Annotated in this window: 16 protein-coding genes; 11 read left to right on the top strand and 5 right to left on the bottom strand. The window is 51.7% G+C overall.

What is annotated here, in order from left to right; genetic code table 11:
• The first annotated feature begins 41 nt into the window (after positions 1-41).
• On the top strand, positions 42-500 hold the full coding sequence (locus ABFZ84_RS05565; protein ID WP_407067071.1) for a YccF domain-containing protein: 459 nt from the start codon (positions 42-44) through the stop codon (positions 498-500).
• Between the two features lie 19 nt (positions 501-519).
• Here ABFZ84_RS05565 and ABFZ84_RS05560 read toward each other — a convergent pair whose 3' ends face one another.
• Both ABFZ84_RS05560 and ABFZ84_RS05555 read right to left on the bottom strand, forming a co-directional pair.
• Entirely contained in the window at positions 520-993 is a 474-nt protein-coding gene (locus tag ABFZ84_RS05560) for an NfeD family protein (RefSeq protein ID WP_369312949.1), read from the bottom strand.
• A 64-nt stretch (positions 994-1,057) separates the two neighbouring features.
• Positions 1,058-2,008 carry an SPFH domain-containing protein gene (locus ABFZ84_RS05555; protein ID WP_369312948.1) on the bottom strand — a complete coding sequence of 317 codons (951 nt, stop codon included), beginning with the start codon at positions 2,006-2,008 and terminating at the stop codon, positions 1,058-1,060.
• 267 nt (positions 2,009-2,275) lie between these two features.
• Here ABFZ84_RS05555 and ABFZ84_RS05550 point away from each other — a divergent pair, with 267 nt between their 5' ends.
• The 6 genes from ABFZ84_RS05550 (at position 2,276) to ABFZ84_RS05525 (ending at position 7,667) form a co-directional block, all read left to right on the top strand.
• On the top strand, positions 2,276-4,024 hold the full coding sequence (locus ABFZ84_RS05550) for a hypothetical protein (RefSeq protein WP_369312947.1): 1,749 nt from the start codon (positions 2,276-2,278) through the stop codon (positions 4,022-4,024).
• Between the two features lie 141 nt (positions 4,025-4,165).
• Complete coding sequence (locus ABFZ84_RS05545; RefSeq protein ID WP_369312946.1) at positions 4,166-4,372, top strand: twin transmembrane helix small protein; 207 nt, start codon at positions 4,166-4,168, stop codon at positions 4,370-4,372.
• A gap of 193 nt (positions 4,373-4,565) precedes the next feature.
• On the top strand, positions 4,566-5,315 hold the full coding sequence (locus ABFZ84_RS05540) for an electron transfer flavoprotein subunit beta/FixA family protein (RefSeq protein ID WP_369312945.1): 750 nt from the start codon (positions 4,566-4,568) through the stop codon (positions 5,313-5,315).
• Positions 5,315-6,244, top strand: coding sequence for an electron transfer flavoprotein subunit alpha/FixB family protein (locus ABFZ84_RS05535; protein ID WP_369312944.1), 930 nt, complete (start codon positions 5,315-5,317; stop codon positions 6,242-6,244). The genes ABFZ84_RS05540 and ABFZ84_RS05535 overlap by 1 nt, the downstream gene beginning before the upstream one ends.
• A 256-nt stretch (positions 6,245-6,500) precedes the next feature.
• A complete protein-coding gene (locus tag ABFZ84_RS05530; protein ID WP_369312943.1) occupies positions 6,501-7,379 on the top strand; it encodes a 3-hydroxybutyryl-CoA dehydrogenase in 879 nt (292 codons plus the stop codon).
• Positions 7,380-7,463: 84 nt separating this feature from the next.
• Entirely contained in the window at positions 7,464-7,667 is a 204-nt protein-coding gene (locus ABFZ84_RS05525) for a dodecin family protein (RefSeq protein WP_369312942.1), read from the top strand.
• Between the two features lie 85 nt (positions 7,668-7,752).
• Here the strand turns inward: ABFZ84_RS05525 and ABFZ84_RS05520 are convergent, their stop codons facing one another.
• Positions 7,753-9,429 carry a hypothetical protein gene (locus tag ABFZ84_RS05520; protein ID WP_369312941.1) on the bottom strand — a complete coding sequence of 559 codons (1,677 nt, stop codon included), beginning with the start codon at positions 9,427-9,429 and terminating at the stop codon, positions 7,753-7,755.
• 126 nt (positions 9,430-9,555) lie between these two features.
• The gene (locus ABFZ84_RS05515) at positions 9,556-10,170 is read right to left on the bottom strand and encodes a TlpA disulfide reductase family protein (RefSeq protein WP_369312940.1); all 615 of its coding nucleotides are present in this window, start codon (positions 10,168-10,170) and stop codon (positions 9,556-9,558) included.
• 32 nt (positions 10,171-10,202) lie between these two features.
• On the opposite strand from ABFZ84_RS05515, the gene argH reads away from it, so the two are divergent.
• From argH to lysA, 3 genes are read left to right on the top strand one after another with little or no spacing between them, the layout of a single operon-like run.
• Entirely contained in the window at positions 10,203-11,612 is a 1,410-nt protein-coding gene (gene argH, locus ABFZ84_RS05510; protein ID WP_369312939.1) for an argininosuccinate lyase, read from the top strand.
• Position 11,613: 1 nt separating this feature from the next.
• Positions 11,614-11,724, top strand: coding sequence for an LPS translocon maturation chaperone LptM (locus ABFZ84_RS14775; protein WP_455429340.1), 111 nt, complete (start codon positions 11,614-11,616; stop codon positions 11,722-11,724).
• Positions 11,725-11,733: 9 nt separating this feature from the next.
• Positions 11,734-12,996, top strand: a complete 1,263-nt coding sequence (gene lysA / locus ABFZ84_RS05505; RefSeq protein ID WP_369312938.1) for a diaminopimelate decarboxylase — start codon at positions 11,734-11,736, stop codon at positions 12,994-12,996.
• On the opposite strand, the gene ABFZ84_RS05500 is transcribed toward lysA, so the two are convergent.
• On the bottom strand, positions 12,993-13,328 hold the full coding sequence (locus ABFZ84_RS05500; RefSeq protein WP_369312937.1) for a DUF5658 family protein: 336 nt from the start codon (positions 13,326-13,328) through the stop codon (positions 12,993-12,995). The genes lysA and ABFZ84_RS05500 overlap by 4 nt on opposite strands.
• 151 nt (positions 13,329-13,479) lie before the next feature.
• Here ABFZ84_RS05500 and ABFZ84_RS05495 point away from each other — a divergent pair, with 151 nt between their 5' ends.
• Positions 13,480-15,924 carry a DUF4175 domain-containing protein gene (locus ABFZ84_RS05495; protein WP_369312936.1) on the top strand — a complete coding sequence of 815 codons (2,445 nt, stop codon included), beginning with the start codon at positions 13,480-13,482 and terminating at the stop codon, positions 15,922-15,924.
• Positions 15,925-15,992 lie beyond the last annotated feature (68 nt).

Here is a 15,992-nt window from a genome sequence, read left to right as displayed (position 1 = left end):
GGGCAATAAGCTTCCTATATAAGTAACAACAGGAGGCGCTAATGTATCCCGACCACCCACTCAGTGATGAGCGTTCAATCTCGCCGATTGCGCTCATTCTAAATTTAATTTGGCTTGTTCTTGGCGGCGCATTCGCCGCACTCGGATGGTTTGTTGCGGCTTTCCTGATGGCAATCTCCATCATCGGGCTACCGTGGGCACGCGCCGCATTTGACAATGGGGTTTATACCCTCTGGCCATTTGGCGCGAAACCAGTTTCGCGCGATCGTCTGTATGGCGAAGATATAGGTACTGGGCCGCTAGGATTTCTCGGCAATATCATCTGGTTTGTCCTGGCTGGGTGGTGGCTTGCTATCGGCCACTTGCTTGCTGCGCTCGGTCTCGCGATCACAATCATTGGGTTACCCTTTGCCTGGGCCCACCTGAAACTCGCCGGGTTTGCATTGTGGCCAATTGGCCGAACGCTAGCCCATAGCGACCTTCGGCGGCGGGCATTTTAAGCCCGCCCACTCACGACGATCAAACGATTTCCTTTACATAAAGCTTGGTGCCTTCCGCGCGTGTAATCTCAACCCGCGCACCCGCAGCAATATCACTACCGGCTTCGCTTTCAGCCAACCACAACGTATCGCCCAACCGAATTTTTCCGGCGCCATTTTGAAACGCTGTATCCACATTCGCCTGACGGCCAATTTTCTGGGCCCCACGATCATTTAGGGTTTGATGATCTGATTGACTATTATGTAGCCACGGCCGCACGCGTGAAGGCGCGAATATTGATAATCCAATTGTTATAATAGCGAAAAGAATAAGTTGGATTTGCCAAGCATCACCCAACGGTAGCAACGCGAATAGCCCCACAAAGGCCGCAGCAATCGCTGGCCAAAGGAAATAAGTGGAGCCGGTCAACAATTCTATGGTCAACAACGCAATAGCAAAAACAAACCAATACCAGAATGGCATTTGTACAAGAAATGAAATCAGACTGTCCATCAATAGACCCCTTTCGCGAAATCCGCACCGCCCCCGACATATTTATACCGGGGGCGGATAATAATTAGCTATTTGGCACAGAGCCTTTACTGTTTCCTTCGCTAGTTTTGCCGAATGCTTCTTTCGTAAGCGCGCCAACCCCCGCGATCGTACCGACGAGTGAACTCATATCTGCTGGTACAATAACGGTTTTCTGTTGCGGAGAGATAGCCAGTTTTTCAAACGCTTTAACGTAATCCTGCGCTACAAAGTAATTGATGGCCTGAACGTCACCTTGTCCAATCGCATCGGATACCACCTGCGTCGCTTTCGCCTCTGCTTCAGCTTCGCGCTCACGTGCTTCTGCATCGCGATAGGCAGCTTCCTTTCGGCCTTCCGCCTCAAGAATGGCAGACTGCTTTTCACCTTCAGCCCTTAAAACGGCGGACTGTTTTTCACCTTCAGCAGTCAAAATTTCCGCACGCTTCAGTCGCTCAGCTTTCATTTGGCGTGCCATCGCTTCAGTTATGTCTGCAGGCGGCTCAAGATCTTTGATCTCAACACGTGTCACTTTAACACCCCACGGTTGAGTTGCCGCATCAATGACTTTTAATAAACGTTCATTGATGTCATCTCGGTTTGACAAAACCTGATCAAGGTCAAGCGACCCAATCACGGTACGGACGTTTGTCATCGCCAAATTTGAAATTGCCCGCGTCAGATTATGAACCTCATAAGCTGCGGCGGCTGCATCCATAACCTGAATAAAAGCAATCGCATCAGTGCTGACTTGGGCGTTATCTCTTGTGATGACTTCCTGTGCCGGAATATCAAGCACTTGTTCCATCATATTCATCCGCCGCCCAATTCTGTCGATGAATGGCAGCAGAACATGCAACCCCGGCGGCAGCGTCTTTGTGTATTTCCCAAATCGTTCGACCGTAAAATTAAACCCTTGCGGAATAATTTTGACCGTGTTGAACATTAAAAAAACGGCTAGCACCACAATACCAGCCGTAAATAATTCAAAACCCATAATCGCCTCCCTAATCCAACCTATATTCACTAGATTGGGATTGTTCGCCCACTGATCCAGTCTTGAAATTTCGATTTATTGCACTAGCCTATTGAATTAAGGCGGTTTTTTTCGATTTTTGGGCGTTTTCTTTGCGCAATCGAACCCGTATTTTCGTACTGCCTGCAAAAAATCTAAGATAATTCCGCCCCGCTACCCCTACCGAGTCAGCGCGGGCCACGTTAAAAAGAAACAATGGTGTGGTCGCGGAAACTAAGTTGGGGATTAATGGCGGCAACCTGCCTTTTGGGCGGGGTGGCGAATGCTGGCGACAGATCTTTGATTCCGCCTGCAAAAAATACTGGCAAGGCTTGGGAGGTTTATAAAGACCATTGGAGTCCCGAAGACGAAACTGGTTATTCGGCGTTCGTACAACAGATTGGCCACTCAAGCTGTTCTTCGCTCGCCACATGCCTTAATAGCAATGCAAACCCTTATCGCTCTGATGTCGATCCAGAGCTTCCGGGTGATTGCGCCGATATGGCCTATGTCCTTCGCGCTTATTACGCATGGAAAAACGGGCTTCCCTTTTCGTATCAAAACGCCATGCGCACAGCCGATGGATCGCGTGAGGATCTTCGCTATTCCAGTGGCGGCAATAAAGTCTCTGGTCGCCGACAGATATTAAACTCCGTCAGTAATGCCCCTGCATTTTTGTCGCGAATTGGCGGCGAAGTTTCAACGGCCATGTTCCGTACCGACCCAGTTTCAGGCGGCGGACGAAGCCATGATGACTTTTACCCCGTAAAGATCAATCACGACGCCGTCAAACCGGGCGTATTGGCATATGACATTTATGGCCATGTCGGCATTGTTTACGACATATTGCGTGATGGCCGCATTTTGGTAGTTGCCTCCCACCCGGACAATTCCGTTACACGCACGGAGTATGGCCCCAACTTTATGCGTTCAGGCCCGGCGCTAGGTGCGGGCTTGAAAGGCTGGCGCCCGATCTATGTGGATGGTGCGAGGCTTTCTGAAGACGGATCACTTTCGGGGGGTACGCTGCGCGCTGCCAGGAACGACGAAATTCAAAACTACTCGCTCGAACAGTATCATGGCACCGACCCACACCCTTCGGGCATTTGGCATTATGGTGAATTCCGCTTCAAAAACCGTACACTGAAGTATTATGATTATGTTCGCCGGGCGCTGGCCGCACCGGACTTTGCGTATAATCCCGTCGATGAACTACGCTTTGGCCTTCAGACCATTTGTGGGTCGCTAAAAGCGCGCAAAGCTGCCGTTGACAATGCCTATATGTCAAAGGTTCACTTGAAGCCGCATCCCGGCATTCTTCCGCCAAACATTTTTGGCACCTATGGCGAGTGGGAAGAATACTCCACCCCATCGCGTGATGCGCGACTTAAAGTCAGCTTCATCGAATTGCGGCGAAACATTCAACATCTCTACGAAGATGCCAAAACCGGCGCACCGGGCGTGACCTATGATGGTGACGACCTTGCAGGCGATCTCTTTGCAGCATTCGAAGAAGAAAAAGATGCTTGTACCTTTACCTATTGGCGATCCGACACCACACGAATGCGCCTTAACCTAGCGCACGCAATGGAACGCTTATGGGATATTTCTTTCGACCCTTATCACTGCCCTGAACGGCGTTGGGGCGCGGATGGCGCGGAATTAGAAACGTGCACAGACGATAAAACCAAAGAACAGTGGTACAACGCACAACGCTTTCTTCGTTATCAGGCGGAGCGTACCTATGACGTTCGTATGGACTTTACGCTTGATCAGTTAAAGCCGCCCATGGTTGCACCGGCTCGCGAGGGCGGCTTGGGGGTTGAGGCACCTGCCGATGCTGATATCCGGGCATATCTTCTTGGCCTCAAGGGTGTAACTTTGGCAAACAGTGAAGGCGAAGGCCGGGTCGTTCCGGTAACCTATCACGAAGAACTGGTTGCCTTCCCGGCATGGCATAATGCCACACGCAATAAAATCGTGAACGTTCAGCCCTGAAAAAGCGCGAAGTCGCGCGTATTTGATTGGGCTCACGATAGCCAGCCAGGATGCAGCGCAGTATCCTTTCTCACTATAAACTGAGCAAAAAAGCGCATATATGTTGGTCATACCGCAGACGAACGGCGCTGGAGCCATACCATGAATGGATTTATTTTCTTCTTGATCCCTATTGCCCTTGCGGCCACTGCGATCATTCTGGGTGTCGGCCTCTATTCGCTCGCCAAAGGCGGCAGCTTCGCCAAGCACCACTCTAACAAGCTCATGCGGATGCGCGTCGCGGCACAAGCCATCGCCATTGCGCTGATGATGTTGTTCCTTTGGTTGGCTGGCAACGGCGGCTCATAAGCCTCAAGCCCGCGCAGCGCTTCGGATCCTTGCTAATCGTGCGACAATTTCGTCCGGATAGTTTGCTATATGCGATCATCTGCCGGTAATCGTTGAATCCCCTGAGCGCCCCGACTATGTTCCGCCGGAATGTATTTGAACGCTTGCCAATTTTCGGCAGGTACCGCGTGTCAGCACCCGTCAGGAGCAAAAGATGAAAATCCTCGTGCCCGTCAAACGCGTGATCGACTATAACGTCAAAGTCCGCGTAAAATCGGATGAGACCGGCGTCGATCTCGCCAATGTCAAAATGTCCATGAACCCATTCGATGAAATTGCCGTCGAAGAAGCCGTGCGCCTAAAAGAGGCCGGCAAAGCGACAGAAGTTGTCGCCGTTTCGATTGGTCCGGAAAAAGCGCAGGACCAGATCCGCCAAGCGCTGGCGATGGGCGCAGACCGTGGGATCCTGATCAAAACTGACGACGTGGTTGAGCCGCTTGCCGTTGCCAAGCTCCTCAAGGCTGTTGCCGAAGAGGAAAAACCCGAGGTGATCATTCTCGGTAAACAAGCCATTGACGACGACTCGAACCAGACCGGCCAGATGTTGGCTGCACTGCTCGGTTGGTCACAAGGTACCTTCGCTTCAAAAGTTGAACCGGCCGAAGGTATGATCAATGTTACGCGCGAGATTGATGGTGGTCTCCAAACCATTTCAATCAAGCTTCCGGCGATTGTGACAACCGACCTTCGGTTGAACGAGCCGCGTTATGCGTCGCTGCCAAACATCATGAAAGCCAAGAAAAAACCGCTCGACATTAAAGAGATTGGTGATTTTAGCGTTGATGTCGCGCCGCGCCTTCAAACGGTAAAAGTCTCCGAGCCACCTAAACGCGAAGCCGGCGTCAAAGTCGAAAGCGTAACTGAGTTGGTTGAGAAACTGAAAAACGAAGCGGGAGTAATCTAATGGCTGTCCTCGTAGTTGCAGACGTACACGGAAACTCCATTGACGATTCAACTTTAAAAGTCGTCTCTGCCGCTCAGGCAATCGGCGGCGATGTTGATATTCTCGTTGCCGGCTCAGGTGCTGGAGACGCCGCAGCGGAAGCTGCTAAAATTGCTGGCGTTAGAAAAGTTCTTCATGCGGATGCCGCACAATATGCAAACCGCCTTGCGGAACCATTTGCCGATTTGATCGTATCCGTTGCCGATGGGTATGACGCAATTCTCAAATCTGCTGCGACCACCGGCAAAAACGTGATGCCTCGGGTAGCCGCACTTCTTGATGTGATGCAGATATCCGAGATCATCGCCGTTGAGGCACCAGACACATTCGTTCGTCCGATCTATGCGGGTAACGCAATGCTGACGGTTAAATCTAACGATGCAAAAAAAGTCATCACAGTGCGCGCAACGTCTTTCGCGGCGGCTGAAACTGGCGGCGCTGCATCTGTCGAAACAATCGATGCGCCCGCTGACAAAGGGCTTTCGAACTTTGTTGGTGAAGAGCTAACCAAGTCGGAACGCCCAGAACTTAGCGGCGCGAAGATCGTAATTTCTGGTGGCCGCGCGTTGGCTTCTTACGAGAACTTTGAAAAATATATCTTCCCGATTGCTGACAAACTCGGCGCGGCGGTTGGTGCATCACGCGCCGCCGTTGATGCGGGTTATGTACCCAATGACTATCAGGTTGGCCAAACTGGCAAGGTTGTAGCCCCAGAGCTTTACATCGCTGTCGGCATCTCTGGTGCTATTCAGCATCTCGCAGGGATGAAAGACTCGAAAATCATCGTCGCGATCAACAAAGACGAAGAAGCACCGATCTTCCAGGTTGCAGATTACGGCCTCGTTGCTGATCTGTTCAAAGCACTACCGGAACTCGAAGCAGCGCTCTAAAGCGCCGCGAGCACAATCACACAAAAAGCCCCGCTTAATGCGGGGCTTTTTTTATGCGCTTCTCATCACCAAACCACTCCAAAAAAACCGAAAGGATGCACAAGCGCCCAACCGGGCAAGAACAGCCCTTGCCGCCGCCATTATTGCAGTGCAATATCATTGTGGCGCGCATGTTGGCAGGCACGACGCGCCTAATATCAAGTTGGCTGAGCGCCGCAAAACCAAGTGGCGCACCTTTTTGGAAGTGGAACGGGCTATGACATCAGTTAAATCAGTCGGCGTAATTGGCGCGGGCCAAATGGGAAGCGGCATCGCCCATGTGTTTGCACAGGCTGGTTACGATGTGGTCTTGCACGATATTTCTGACGAACAAATTGCAAATGCGATGTCAAGCATTGAAAAGAATCTGACCCGACAAGCCGTCAAGGGCGTTATTGATCAGGGTGCCGATAGTGCCGCGTTAACGCGCATTAAAACAACGAATCTACTTGATGGCATTGGGCAATGCGACCTCGTTATCGAAGCCGCTAGCGAGAGCCAAGCTATAAAAAAAGAAATCTTTGCTGCGCTCAAAGGTGTCCTAAAAACGGGCGCGATCCTCGCCAGTAACACGTCGTCCATTTCCATCACCGGCCTTGCGGCAGCTACCGAACATCCAGATCATTTTATCGGTATCCACTTTATGAACCCGGCACCAGTGATGAAACTGGTCGAGGTCATCCGCGGTATCGCAACGTCAAAAGAAACCTTTGAAACCACAAAAGATGTCATCGCCTCGCTCGGAAAAATAATGGCGGTATCAGAGGATTTCCCGGCATTTATCGTCAACCGGGTTTTGATGCCGATGATCAACGAGGCTATTTATACATTGTATGAAGGCGTCGGCAGCGTCGAAGGTATTGATACCGGTATGAAACTCGGTGCCAATCACCCTATGGGTCCCCTCGAGCTGGCTGATTTCATCGGACTCGATATTTGCCTTGCTATTATGCAGGTCCTTTATGAAGGCTTGGCCGATTCAAAATACCGCCCCTGCCCGCTCTTGGTGAAATATGTTGAAGCAGGCTGGTTAGGCCGGAAAACCGGTCGCGGTTTCTATGACTATTCTGGCGACATACCCGTCCCAACGCGCTAGGGCCAGATTGCAAGCCTGACCCTAAAAATGTTCTACTTTCTGCATCGGCGTGATTAACACGCCGAAAAACAGATAGGAGGCATTATGTCCGTTGCACGAGTTACAGAGATTATTTCCGGCTCTCCGAAAAGTTTTCAGGACGCAATCGAAGAAGGTATCGATAGAGCGAACAAGACATTGAAAAATGTTGAGGGCGCTTGGGTGAAAGATCAGTCCGTGATCCTCGACAAGGGAAAAATAAAAGAATATCGGGTCGTACTGAAAGTGACATTTGTCCTTAGTGATTGATAAAAAACGGGCCGCGCATCGAATGCGCGGCCCGTTCTAAATTCAATACCTACCCGCCAACCCCGGTGGATTAGCGGATAAGAATTTACTCTTTGTGCGTTACAGTTAGATCGAGTACATCAGGCATCGTTTGTGGCGCTGACATACCCGTCGCCTGTAGCGTCGTAAATGGCACAGCCTCGGCTGGTCGTGCCGACACTTCTATCGAACCACCTTTAGCAACAAAATCGGCAAACGCATTCACATACGAAGAAATGCGCGGATTCATCTGGGCGGCCTGCGCACCTGACAACCGGATAAGCCCCGGCGCAGAAACACGCAGATCTTCACCGGAACCACCCATTTGAAGCGCTGCCATTGCGAAAACTGCATCAAGTGCTTTTTCGTCTTTCAATTTTAATGTGAAACCTTTGAACGCACCATGTTCGCGAAGCAGATTGGTTTCACCTTCTTCTGCGGCACTGGCGAGTTCCGAAAGTTTTAGGTCGGAAATGCTCATATTCATATTGAAATCAGCAAGTGTTGGCATTTCAAAAACATAGTCGAGATCGGCATTACCATTTTTCGAATTCCAAACCCATGATGCAAAACCGTCACCTTTCACATCATCAAGGCCATGCTCTTTTAAGACCTTCGCCGCATCTTCTTCCGAATCCGGAATATATGCCGTAAAGTCATATACCGCGCCCTTGGATTCGAGACGAATGTTTGAAGGCGCTAGCCAAGTGAATTCGCCCGCAGTCATCGTCGTTTCTGCAACCACCGCTGCGCGTTTTCCATTCACCCACGATTGGGTATCGAGCGCCTTCAGCGTACCAAGGTCGATTAGATTTTCAGCCGTCATTGGTGGCTTCTCATCGCGCAAGCCCCATGAAAGCAAACCTGAAAAATCAATGTTGCGCCACTCAAAGCTTTCAACTTTGATCTCTTGGCTCTCTGGCGCGATGAACCCAGAAAGTGGTCCATTAAGGAACATTGCCCCTTGCGGGCCAAAAGCCTGCATCATGGCCAATCGCGATTCATCGGTTTGCTCAACCGTATACCCAAGTTCGTTGGCGATAATCGCGCCAATTTTTCCGCCGCCTACGCCAACAAAACGAAGATCGGGGACATTTACGACAAATGATGGCGTTTCATCGGACTCGGCGGCCATTGCGATGTCTTTATAATAGATACCAGCAATGTTGATTGCATTGAGTGCCCGCGCGCCCTCGTCGCCCTCGCCATTACCCTCAGTGCCGCCTTGACGTATTTGAAGTTGATCAAATTCAACGCCACCGATCGTAAGACCAACGGCCTCGACATCACCCTCAAAGCCCTCGGTCGCCAAATCAAAAAGACGGACTTTAGTAAAAATCGTCTCGAACGGCGCATCAGGGCCCACATCCGTCGCCGCTTTGACGCGATCAATAGCTTCCATGTCGAGACCAAAAAACTCGGCCCGCGCCACGGTTAGCGCTTCGCCATCATCCGCATCAGAAAAGCGAAGGCCCGTTACAACATCTGCACCAAGGGCATTGTCAAATGTCGCTGTTTCATAAGTTGGCCGAGCATCTTCTGGCAGCAGCGCAAAAAACTGATCGATTTCAACTGGTTCAGCGCCTTTGAGCTTGAACGACGTATTTAGCGGCGAATCCGCATTCGTCTTTGCTGCTTGTTGGCTGGTTTCTGATTTTGGCGCATCGACGCCATCGTCCTTTTTCCCGCAGGAAATCAGCGCGAGCGACGCAACGCCCGCTAGTAAAATGTTGGAATAATTCACGAATTTAGCTCCCTCGCCGTGGAGCAAACGACCTGCCCGATGCAGCCCTGCCCTTCCACGGATGAAAATCGTGCCGATGGTATATCGGCAATGGTCGGACAAGCCTAGGGCGAGTCAGAGACCGTTTTATGGCAATACCGACCGCACCAATGCCAATGCTTCAGGGCTTTGCCAGTCCGCCTCGCCGATGAGGCGGCCAACCTCTTGGCCCTTTGCGTCATAAAGAACACTAATCGGCAGCACATCCGCGCCGCCCATTGCAAATGCGAATTGCAAATTCGGGTCAGCATAAAGTTTGAGGTGATTAATCTCCAACCGATCAAGGTAATCTTGCGCGACTTTTGGCCCACGCGAATCTGCAGCGATGGCGACAACTTCAAATTTTTCATCACCTAATACATTTTGCAGCCCGTCAAGCGACGGCAATTCTTTGAGACATGGGGCACACCACGTTGCCCATAGGTTGACCAACACGGCTTTACCGCGAAAGTCATTAAGGGACATGGAATTCCCTTCATGGAGGAAGGTAATTTCTGGTGTGCCGCGCGGCGGGAAGGCATAGGTGAAATCCTCCATTTCACCGACCAAAAGCGCACGATCGTGATCCAATGCTGACGGTAAAGAGGAGGATGCGGCGTCGCGTGGGCTTACACTCGCGCTCACGATGACGTAGAGGAGAAACACCGCGCCAGCCGCCCCCCAAACAAGGAGCCAAAAGCGAGGTTGTTTTAGAATATTCACGTCACGTCACTCCAACCGAATTGAATTGAATTATGTCAGATAAGCCCGATAGCACAGAAAACCAGATGTGGGGTGGTCGTTTTTCTCAAGGACCAGCCGCAATCATGGAAGCGATCAACTCGTCAATCGATATCGACAAACGCCTATGGCGCGAAGATATCACCGGATCGCGCGCCCATGCGACTATGCTGGCCGAGGTTTCAATTATTTCTGGCGAAGATCGTGACGCAATTCTCAGCGGCCTGGACCAAGTCGCAAAAGAACTTGAGGGCGGCACCTTTAAATTTAGCCAAGCGCTAGAAGATATTCATATGAATATCGAAGCGCGGCTAAAAGAAATCGTTGGCGAGCCGGCGGGCCGTCTACACACTGCGCGATCACGCAACGACCAAGTGGCAACGGATTTTCGTCTGTGGTGCCGCAATGCCTGTGACGAAGCAGCCGCAGGTCTAAAAGCATTGATGCAAGCACTGGCGGAACGCGCTGAAGAAAACGCCGCCACCGTCATGCCGGGTTTTACCCATTTACAAACCGCACAGCCAGTCACGCTTGGTCATCATCTATTGGCATATGTTGAAATGTTCTCGCGCGATGCGGGGCGCTTTATTGATGCCCGCAACCGCATGAATGAATGCCCACTTGGATCAGCCGCACTCGCCGGGACGCCCTTTCCGATCGATAGAAACTCGACCGCCAATGCACTTGGGTTTGATAATCCGTGCGCAAATTCTCTTGACGGCGTTTCATCACGTGATTTCGCGTTGGAGCTTCTTTCTGCGGCCGCAATCGCCGCGACCCATTTGTCGCGTTTGGCCGAAGAACTCGTTTTGTGGACATCACCACAATTTGGCTTTGCAAGCCTTTCGGACGCGTTTTCAACCGGCTCTTCTATCATGCCCCAAAAACGTAACCCTGACGCTGCAGAACTTGTTCGTGCGAAAACTGGACGCATTACCGGTTCCTTGAATCTGTTGCTGACGGTGATGAAGGCTCTACCGCTTGCCTATGCCAAGGACCTTCAAGAAGACAAAGCCGCAACTTTTGAATCAGTGGATGCGCTTGCCCTCGCGGTTGCGGCCATGACGGGCATGATAGGTGATTTCACCCCGCACCCCGAAAATATGAAGGCCGCCGCCGCTCGCGGATTTTCGACCGCAACCGACCTTGCTGATTGGCTGGTGCGCGAATTGGGGCTTCCGTTCCGTGATGCGCACCATGTTACCGGTCGCATCGTTGCTGCCGCTGAGGCGAAATCAGTTCGCCTTGACGAATTAAGCCTCGACGAAATGCAGGCCGTTGAAACCCGCATCCATAGCGGCATTTTTGATGTTCTGTCGGTCGATGCTTCGGTTGCGTCGCGCAAAGCCTATGGCGGCACCGCCCCAGAAAATGTAAAGACGCAAGCACAGCGCTGGATTTCAGCGTTGAAACAGGAGAATTGATATGCGTGCCCTTTTTATGACGCTCGCTATTTTGGTTGCCGTTTCTGCATGCGGAAAAAAGGCCCCCTTACGCGCGCCCGACGAACCAGAAGCAAAAACAATCGTTCAATAGGCCAAAACTGTGCATCACTTTGATTACCGACAAGACCGTCTCTATGCGGAAGACATTGACATTTCTGCGCTGGCCGAAAAAGTCGGCACGCCATTTTATGTATATTCCGAAGCAACTTTGCGCAGACATATAAAGGTATTTTCGACAGCGTTTGCCGATACTGACGCACTTGTTGCCTATTCAGTCAAAGCGAACCCCAACCTCGCTGTTTTGCGCATTCTGGCAAGCGAAGGCGCGGGCGCAGATGTCGTATCCGCCGGCGAGTTAACACGCGCGCTGCATGCGGGCATTGCACCAGAGAAAATTGTTTTTTCTGGTGTCGGCAAAACTACTGAAGAGATGGAAGCCGCGCTAAATGCCGAAATCTATCAATTCAATGTTGAATCCGCACCGGAGTTAGAAGCCCTAAACAACATTGCTGGTGATCTCGACAAAATCGCACCGGTCGCAATCCGGGTCAATCCGGACGTCGCCGCAGGTGGTCACGACAAAATTTCGACCGGCCGCAAGGAAGATAAATTCGGCGTACCATGGACGAACGCCCGCGCATTATATGCCCGTGCACGCGAGATGCAGAATATTCGCATCAAAGGCGTCGATCTTCATATTGGATCACAAATTGCTGACCTTGCACCATTTGAAACCGCCTTTGAAAAAGCAGCAGGACTGATCAAAGATCTTCGCGAAGACGGCTGCACAATCGAAAGGCTGGATCTTGGTGGCGGCTTAGGTATTCCGTACGGTGCCGGCACAATTCCGCCGCACCCGAATGATTATGCTGAACTGATCAAGCGTGTAACAGCCCCACTTGATGTTCAATTAATTTTCGAACCAGGTAGAATGATCGCCGGGAATGCAGGGCTTTTGGTGACAAAACTGGTTTACGTCAAAGAAGGTGAAGCGCGAAAATTCCTAATTGTTGATGCGGCCATGAACGATCTGATCCGCCCAGCGCTTTACGATGCCCATCATGACATCATTCCGGTCAAGCGTGACATGGACGCGGTCAATGCACGATATGATGTTGTTGGTCCCGTTTGTGAATCGAGTGACTATATTGCCAAAGCCCGTAACCTGCCTGAAATGGCACCCGGCGAATATATGGCGATTATGTCAGCCGGGGCATATGGTGCGTCACAGTCTTCGCAATATAATACGCGACCACTAATTCCCGAAGTTCTGGTGAACGGCGATAAGCACGCAATCATCCGTAGGCGTCCAACTTTTGATGAAATGACGGCGCTTGAGCACTATCCCGATTGGATCGATTAAAACACACCCGCGATTGCAAAGTTGTTGGCAACGATGAGCGCGTTGCCAACCGTCGCCACCGCAAAAAAGGTCAACACGATCCAATGCGGAAACCAGACAACCATAAAGCTAATCACACCTTGTAGGAATAGTTTTGCGATAATCCATCCATCGCCAGCATGGTTCATCATTCCGAGAACAATGGGATTAGCCTCTTCGCCCGCGCCAATCTGTAGGGCAAGCACCGTTGAACAAATATCAGCGATACCCACAAGGTTATAGATAATGACGAACAGCCAGGCGAGATTCCAGTGTAACGCTGACGCCCGCGATTGCTTCGCCTCTTCGGTCATTTTTTGCCGGCGTTTTGGCGAAGCGAGCACGAAGACCAAGGGTGTTCTCCTGTTTGTTAACCCATTTCCGCCAGCGATCCGCCAGAGTGAAGCAAGTGTGAGGTGAAGCGGCGTCGACGCGAGCCCCTTCCCGCGATAAAGTGCAAGAAGTATGACGACCGTGTTGGCACATGATTCCGCAAAGCGGAAGCGCATTCCTGGCCGAACTGCGATTTTCGCAGCACGGCTTGTCTTGTTTTGGGAAAAATTCTGGCCTGCCATTCTACCGACATTGGCCATTCCATTTTTATTTGCGTTTGTCAGCCTGTGTGACCTGTGGCGTTACATCCCCGTATGGGCACACGCCCTAGGGTTAATTCTAGGCGTCTGCGGATTTGGATATCTGCTGTTTCAAAATTTGCGGGGAATTGAATTCCCAACCCGGCGCGAAGGCCAAGCACGGCTTGAGTCCGATGGTGGTGTGCACCATGCCGCGCTACAGGCACTAGACGACCAACCATTTTTCGCGAACCCATCACCGCTATGGCAGGCGCATCTCGAAGAAATGCGGACGCAAGCCAGAAAAGCGCGATTAAAGTCTTTTGAAACGAAAGCCTATGAGCGTGACCCATTTGGTTTGCGCTATATCGCCCTTGGTCTTTTATGCATTGGTGTGATCGCTGCGGGAAAGGATGCACCCACGCGCTTAGCCCTTGGCTTTTCGCCAGCGGCCCATGCGGGTTCTGGCGCATTGGTGGCCGATGTATGGATAGAACCACCGGCCTACGCCAACCGCGCACCAATCTATCTGCTACGCGCCGGGGAAAATCCATCCGATGAAATCGTTCAGATTGATGCCCCCGAGGGTTCAATTCTTGTCGCGCAAATAAACGGCGCAGGCCGGGCCAAGATTGTTTATCAAACAGCGAATGAGAAAATCCGTCCGGACATTAATCGCGATAATGGCGCGGGCCGCACGCAAATCGCGCTTGGCGAAAGTGGTCTTTTGCAACTTTCACTCAGCGGAAAACCATTCAACTGGCCCATCGGTATTATTAGCGACAGCGCTCCTCTCGTGGCCTTTATGGAGCCCCCTGCCCGCACCGACGACGCGCGTTTGGAATTTAGCATTCTGCTTGAGGACGATTACGGCGTTGAGCAAGCCCGATTGGTTCTACGACTTGATCCCGAACAGGAGCGGCCACTCGATAGCCCTGCGTTTACTGAAAAAGCACTTAATGAACAACGCAGCATTCCCCTTGAAGGGGTCGCCGGACGATCAGGCGAGCATGGCGTTAGTCTAGATTTACAATCCGACCCTTGGGCGGGGTTACAAGTGATTGCCAAAGCCGTGGTGACTGATGGCGCGAAGCAAGATGGCGAATCCACCGAAGAGATTGTCACTCTGCCGACGCGGTTATTCTATAACCCGATTGCCAAGGCCGTTATTGAACAACGTCAAACATTATCAGTGGCAGAGGATGATTGGAAACGCGCCGCACGGTCTTTCGATGCAATGACATTAGCGCCCGATATTTTCTACACGGATAAACCAACGAACTATCTATTGCTACGCTCGGCATTCTGGCGCGTGATGCGTCAAAATGATGATGGTTTTGATGACGCTGTCGAAAAATTCTGGCCGCTTGCGCTACAATTAGAAGACGAATCCCTAGAACTCGCCCGCCAACGACTGGAAGCCGCTCAAGAAGCCCTACGGCAAGCATTAGAGAACGGGGCCAGCGACAGCGAAATTGAGCGATTGGTAGAAAACCTTCGGCAGGCAATGAACGACTATCTCATGGCTATGGCGCAATCCGGCCAGCCGAGCGATGGAGATGGTCAACAAAACGCGCAGCAACTCGAACGCTCTGATCTTGATGAAATGCTCGATGCAATTCGCGATCTGTCAGAACAAGGGGCAGCAAACGCCGCGCGTCAAATGTTGTCCGAGCTTGAAAACATGCTCAATAATCTTCGGATGTCTCAAAGCGGTTCGGGCCAAAGCGGACAAGGGCAACAAGGCGCATCGGGCGAAGCAGCGGGCGGCGCAGCCGGTCAGGCTGGCGAAATGATCGGACGCCAGCGCGAATTAGCTGACGAGGCATTTGAACGTGGCCAATCCGGTGGCGGTAATGGTGATGACCTCGCAGGGCGCGAAGGCGGCCTAGGCAGTGATCTCGACAAATTAATGGATGAACTGAATGCAGATGGAAAACCCGATCCGAATGGCGAAGCCAGACAAGCCCTAAACGGCGCACGCAACGCCATGCGTGAGGCTGAAAACGCTCTGCGTAGTGATGATTTCGGTACCGCGAGCGATGCAATGGAACGCGCCATTGCGGGCCTGAGAGAAGGCGCAGAAAAGCTCGCCAGAGAACAAATGCGCCAAGCTAAAGGCGAAAATGGCCAAGGTGAGAATGGCGAGCGCGGCCCTGCGATGGATCCACTGGGGCGACCTGCCGGTCAGGCCTTAGGCGAAGGTGTTGAAGTGCCGGGCATGAGCGAAGCCGGCAGAACCCGCGCGGTCATTGATGAACTGCGCAAGCGTTTGGGTGAACCCAATCGCGACGAAAGCGAAGTTGAATATCTGGAACGGCTATTAGAACGTTTTTAAGATAACAACAGAGAATCTACCTGCTGGAACAATATATATTAAATTTGAGCGCGCACCCGCGTCCACGG

Origin of the sequence: Hyphococcus lacteus (assembly GCF_041058985.1) — a bacterium.
Classification (GTDB): Bacteria; Pseudomonadota; Alphaproteobacteria; order Caulobacterales; family Parvularculaceae; genus Hyphococcus; species Hyphococcus lacteus.
The sequence above is the reverse complement of the archived record's forward strand: the minus strand, read 5'-3'. Positions and strand labels throughout refer to the sequence as shown.

What these genes read in the sequence shown, in the direction of transcription:
- ABFZ84_RS05540 (WP_369312945.1), top strand. Translation starts at nt 4,566, where the DNA reads ATGAAAATCCTCGTGCCCGTCAAACGCGTGATCGACTATAACGTCAAA.
- ABFZ84_RS05530 (WP_369312943.1), top strand. Translation starts at nt 6,501, where the DNA reads ATGACATCAGTTAAATCAGTCGGCGTAATTGGCGCGGGCCAAATGGGA.
- ABFZ84_RS05565 (WP_407067071.1), top strand. Translation starts at nt 42, where the DNA reads ATGTATCCCGACCACCCACTCAGTGATGAGCGTTCAATCTCGCCGATT.
- ABFZ84_RS05525 (WP_369312942.1), top strand. Translation starts at nt 7,464, where the DNA reads ATGTCCGTTGCACGAGTTACAGAGATTATTTCCGGCTCTCCGAAAAGT.
- argH (WP_369312939.1), top strand. Translation starts at nt 10,203, where the DNA reads ATGTCAGATAAGCCCGATAGCACAGAAAACCAGATGTGGGGTGGTCGT.
- ABFZ84_RS05500 (WP_369312937.1), bottom strand. Translation starts at nt 13,328, where the DNA reads ATGACCGAAGAGGCGAAGCAATCGCGGGCGTCAGCGTTACACTGGAAT.
- ABFZ84_RS05495 (WP_369312936.1), top strand. Translation starts at nt 13,480, where the DNA reads ATGACGACCGTGTTGGCACATGATTCCGCAAAGCGGAAGCGCATTCCT.
- ABFZ84_RS05550 (WP_369312947.1), top strand. Translation starts at nt 2,276, where the DNA reads ATGGCGGCAACCTGCCTTTTGGGCGGGGTGGCGAATGCTGGCGACAGA.
- ABFZ84_RS05535 (WP_369312944.1), top strand. Translation starts at nt 5,315, where the DNA reads ATGGCTGTCCTCGTAGTTGCAGACGTACACGGAAACTCCATTGACGAT.
- ABFZ84_RS14775 (WP_455429340.1), top strand. Translation starts at nt 11,614, where the DNA reads ATGCGTGCCCTTTTTATGACGCTCGCTATTTTGGTTGCCGTTTCTGCA.
- ABFZ84_RS05555 (WP_369312948.1), bottom strand. Translation starts at nt 2,008, where the DNA reads ATGGGTTTTGAATTATTTACGGCTGGTATTGTGGTGCTAGCCGTTTTT.
- ABFZ84_RS05560 (WP_369312949.1), bottom strand. Translation starts at nt 993, where the DNA reads ATGGACAGTCTGATTTCATTTCTTGTACAAATGCCATTCTGGTATTGG.
- ABFZ84_RS05545 (WP_369312946.1), top strand. Translation starts at nt 4,166, where the DNA reads ATGAATGGATTTATTTTCTTCTTGATCCCTATTGCCCTTGCGGCCACT.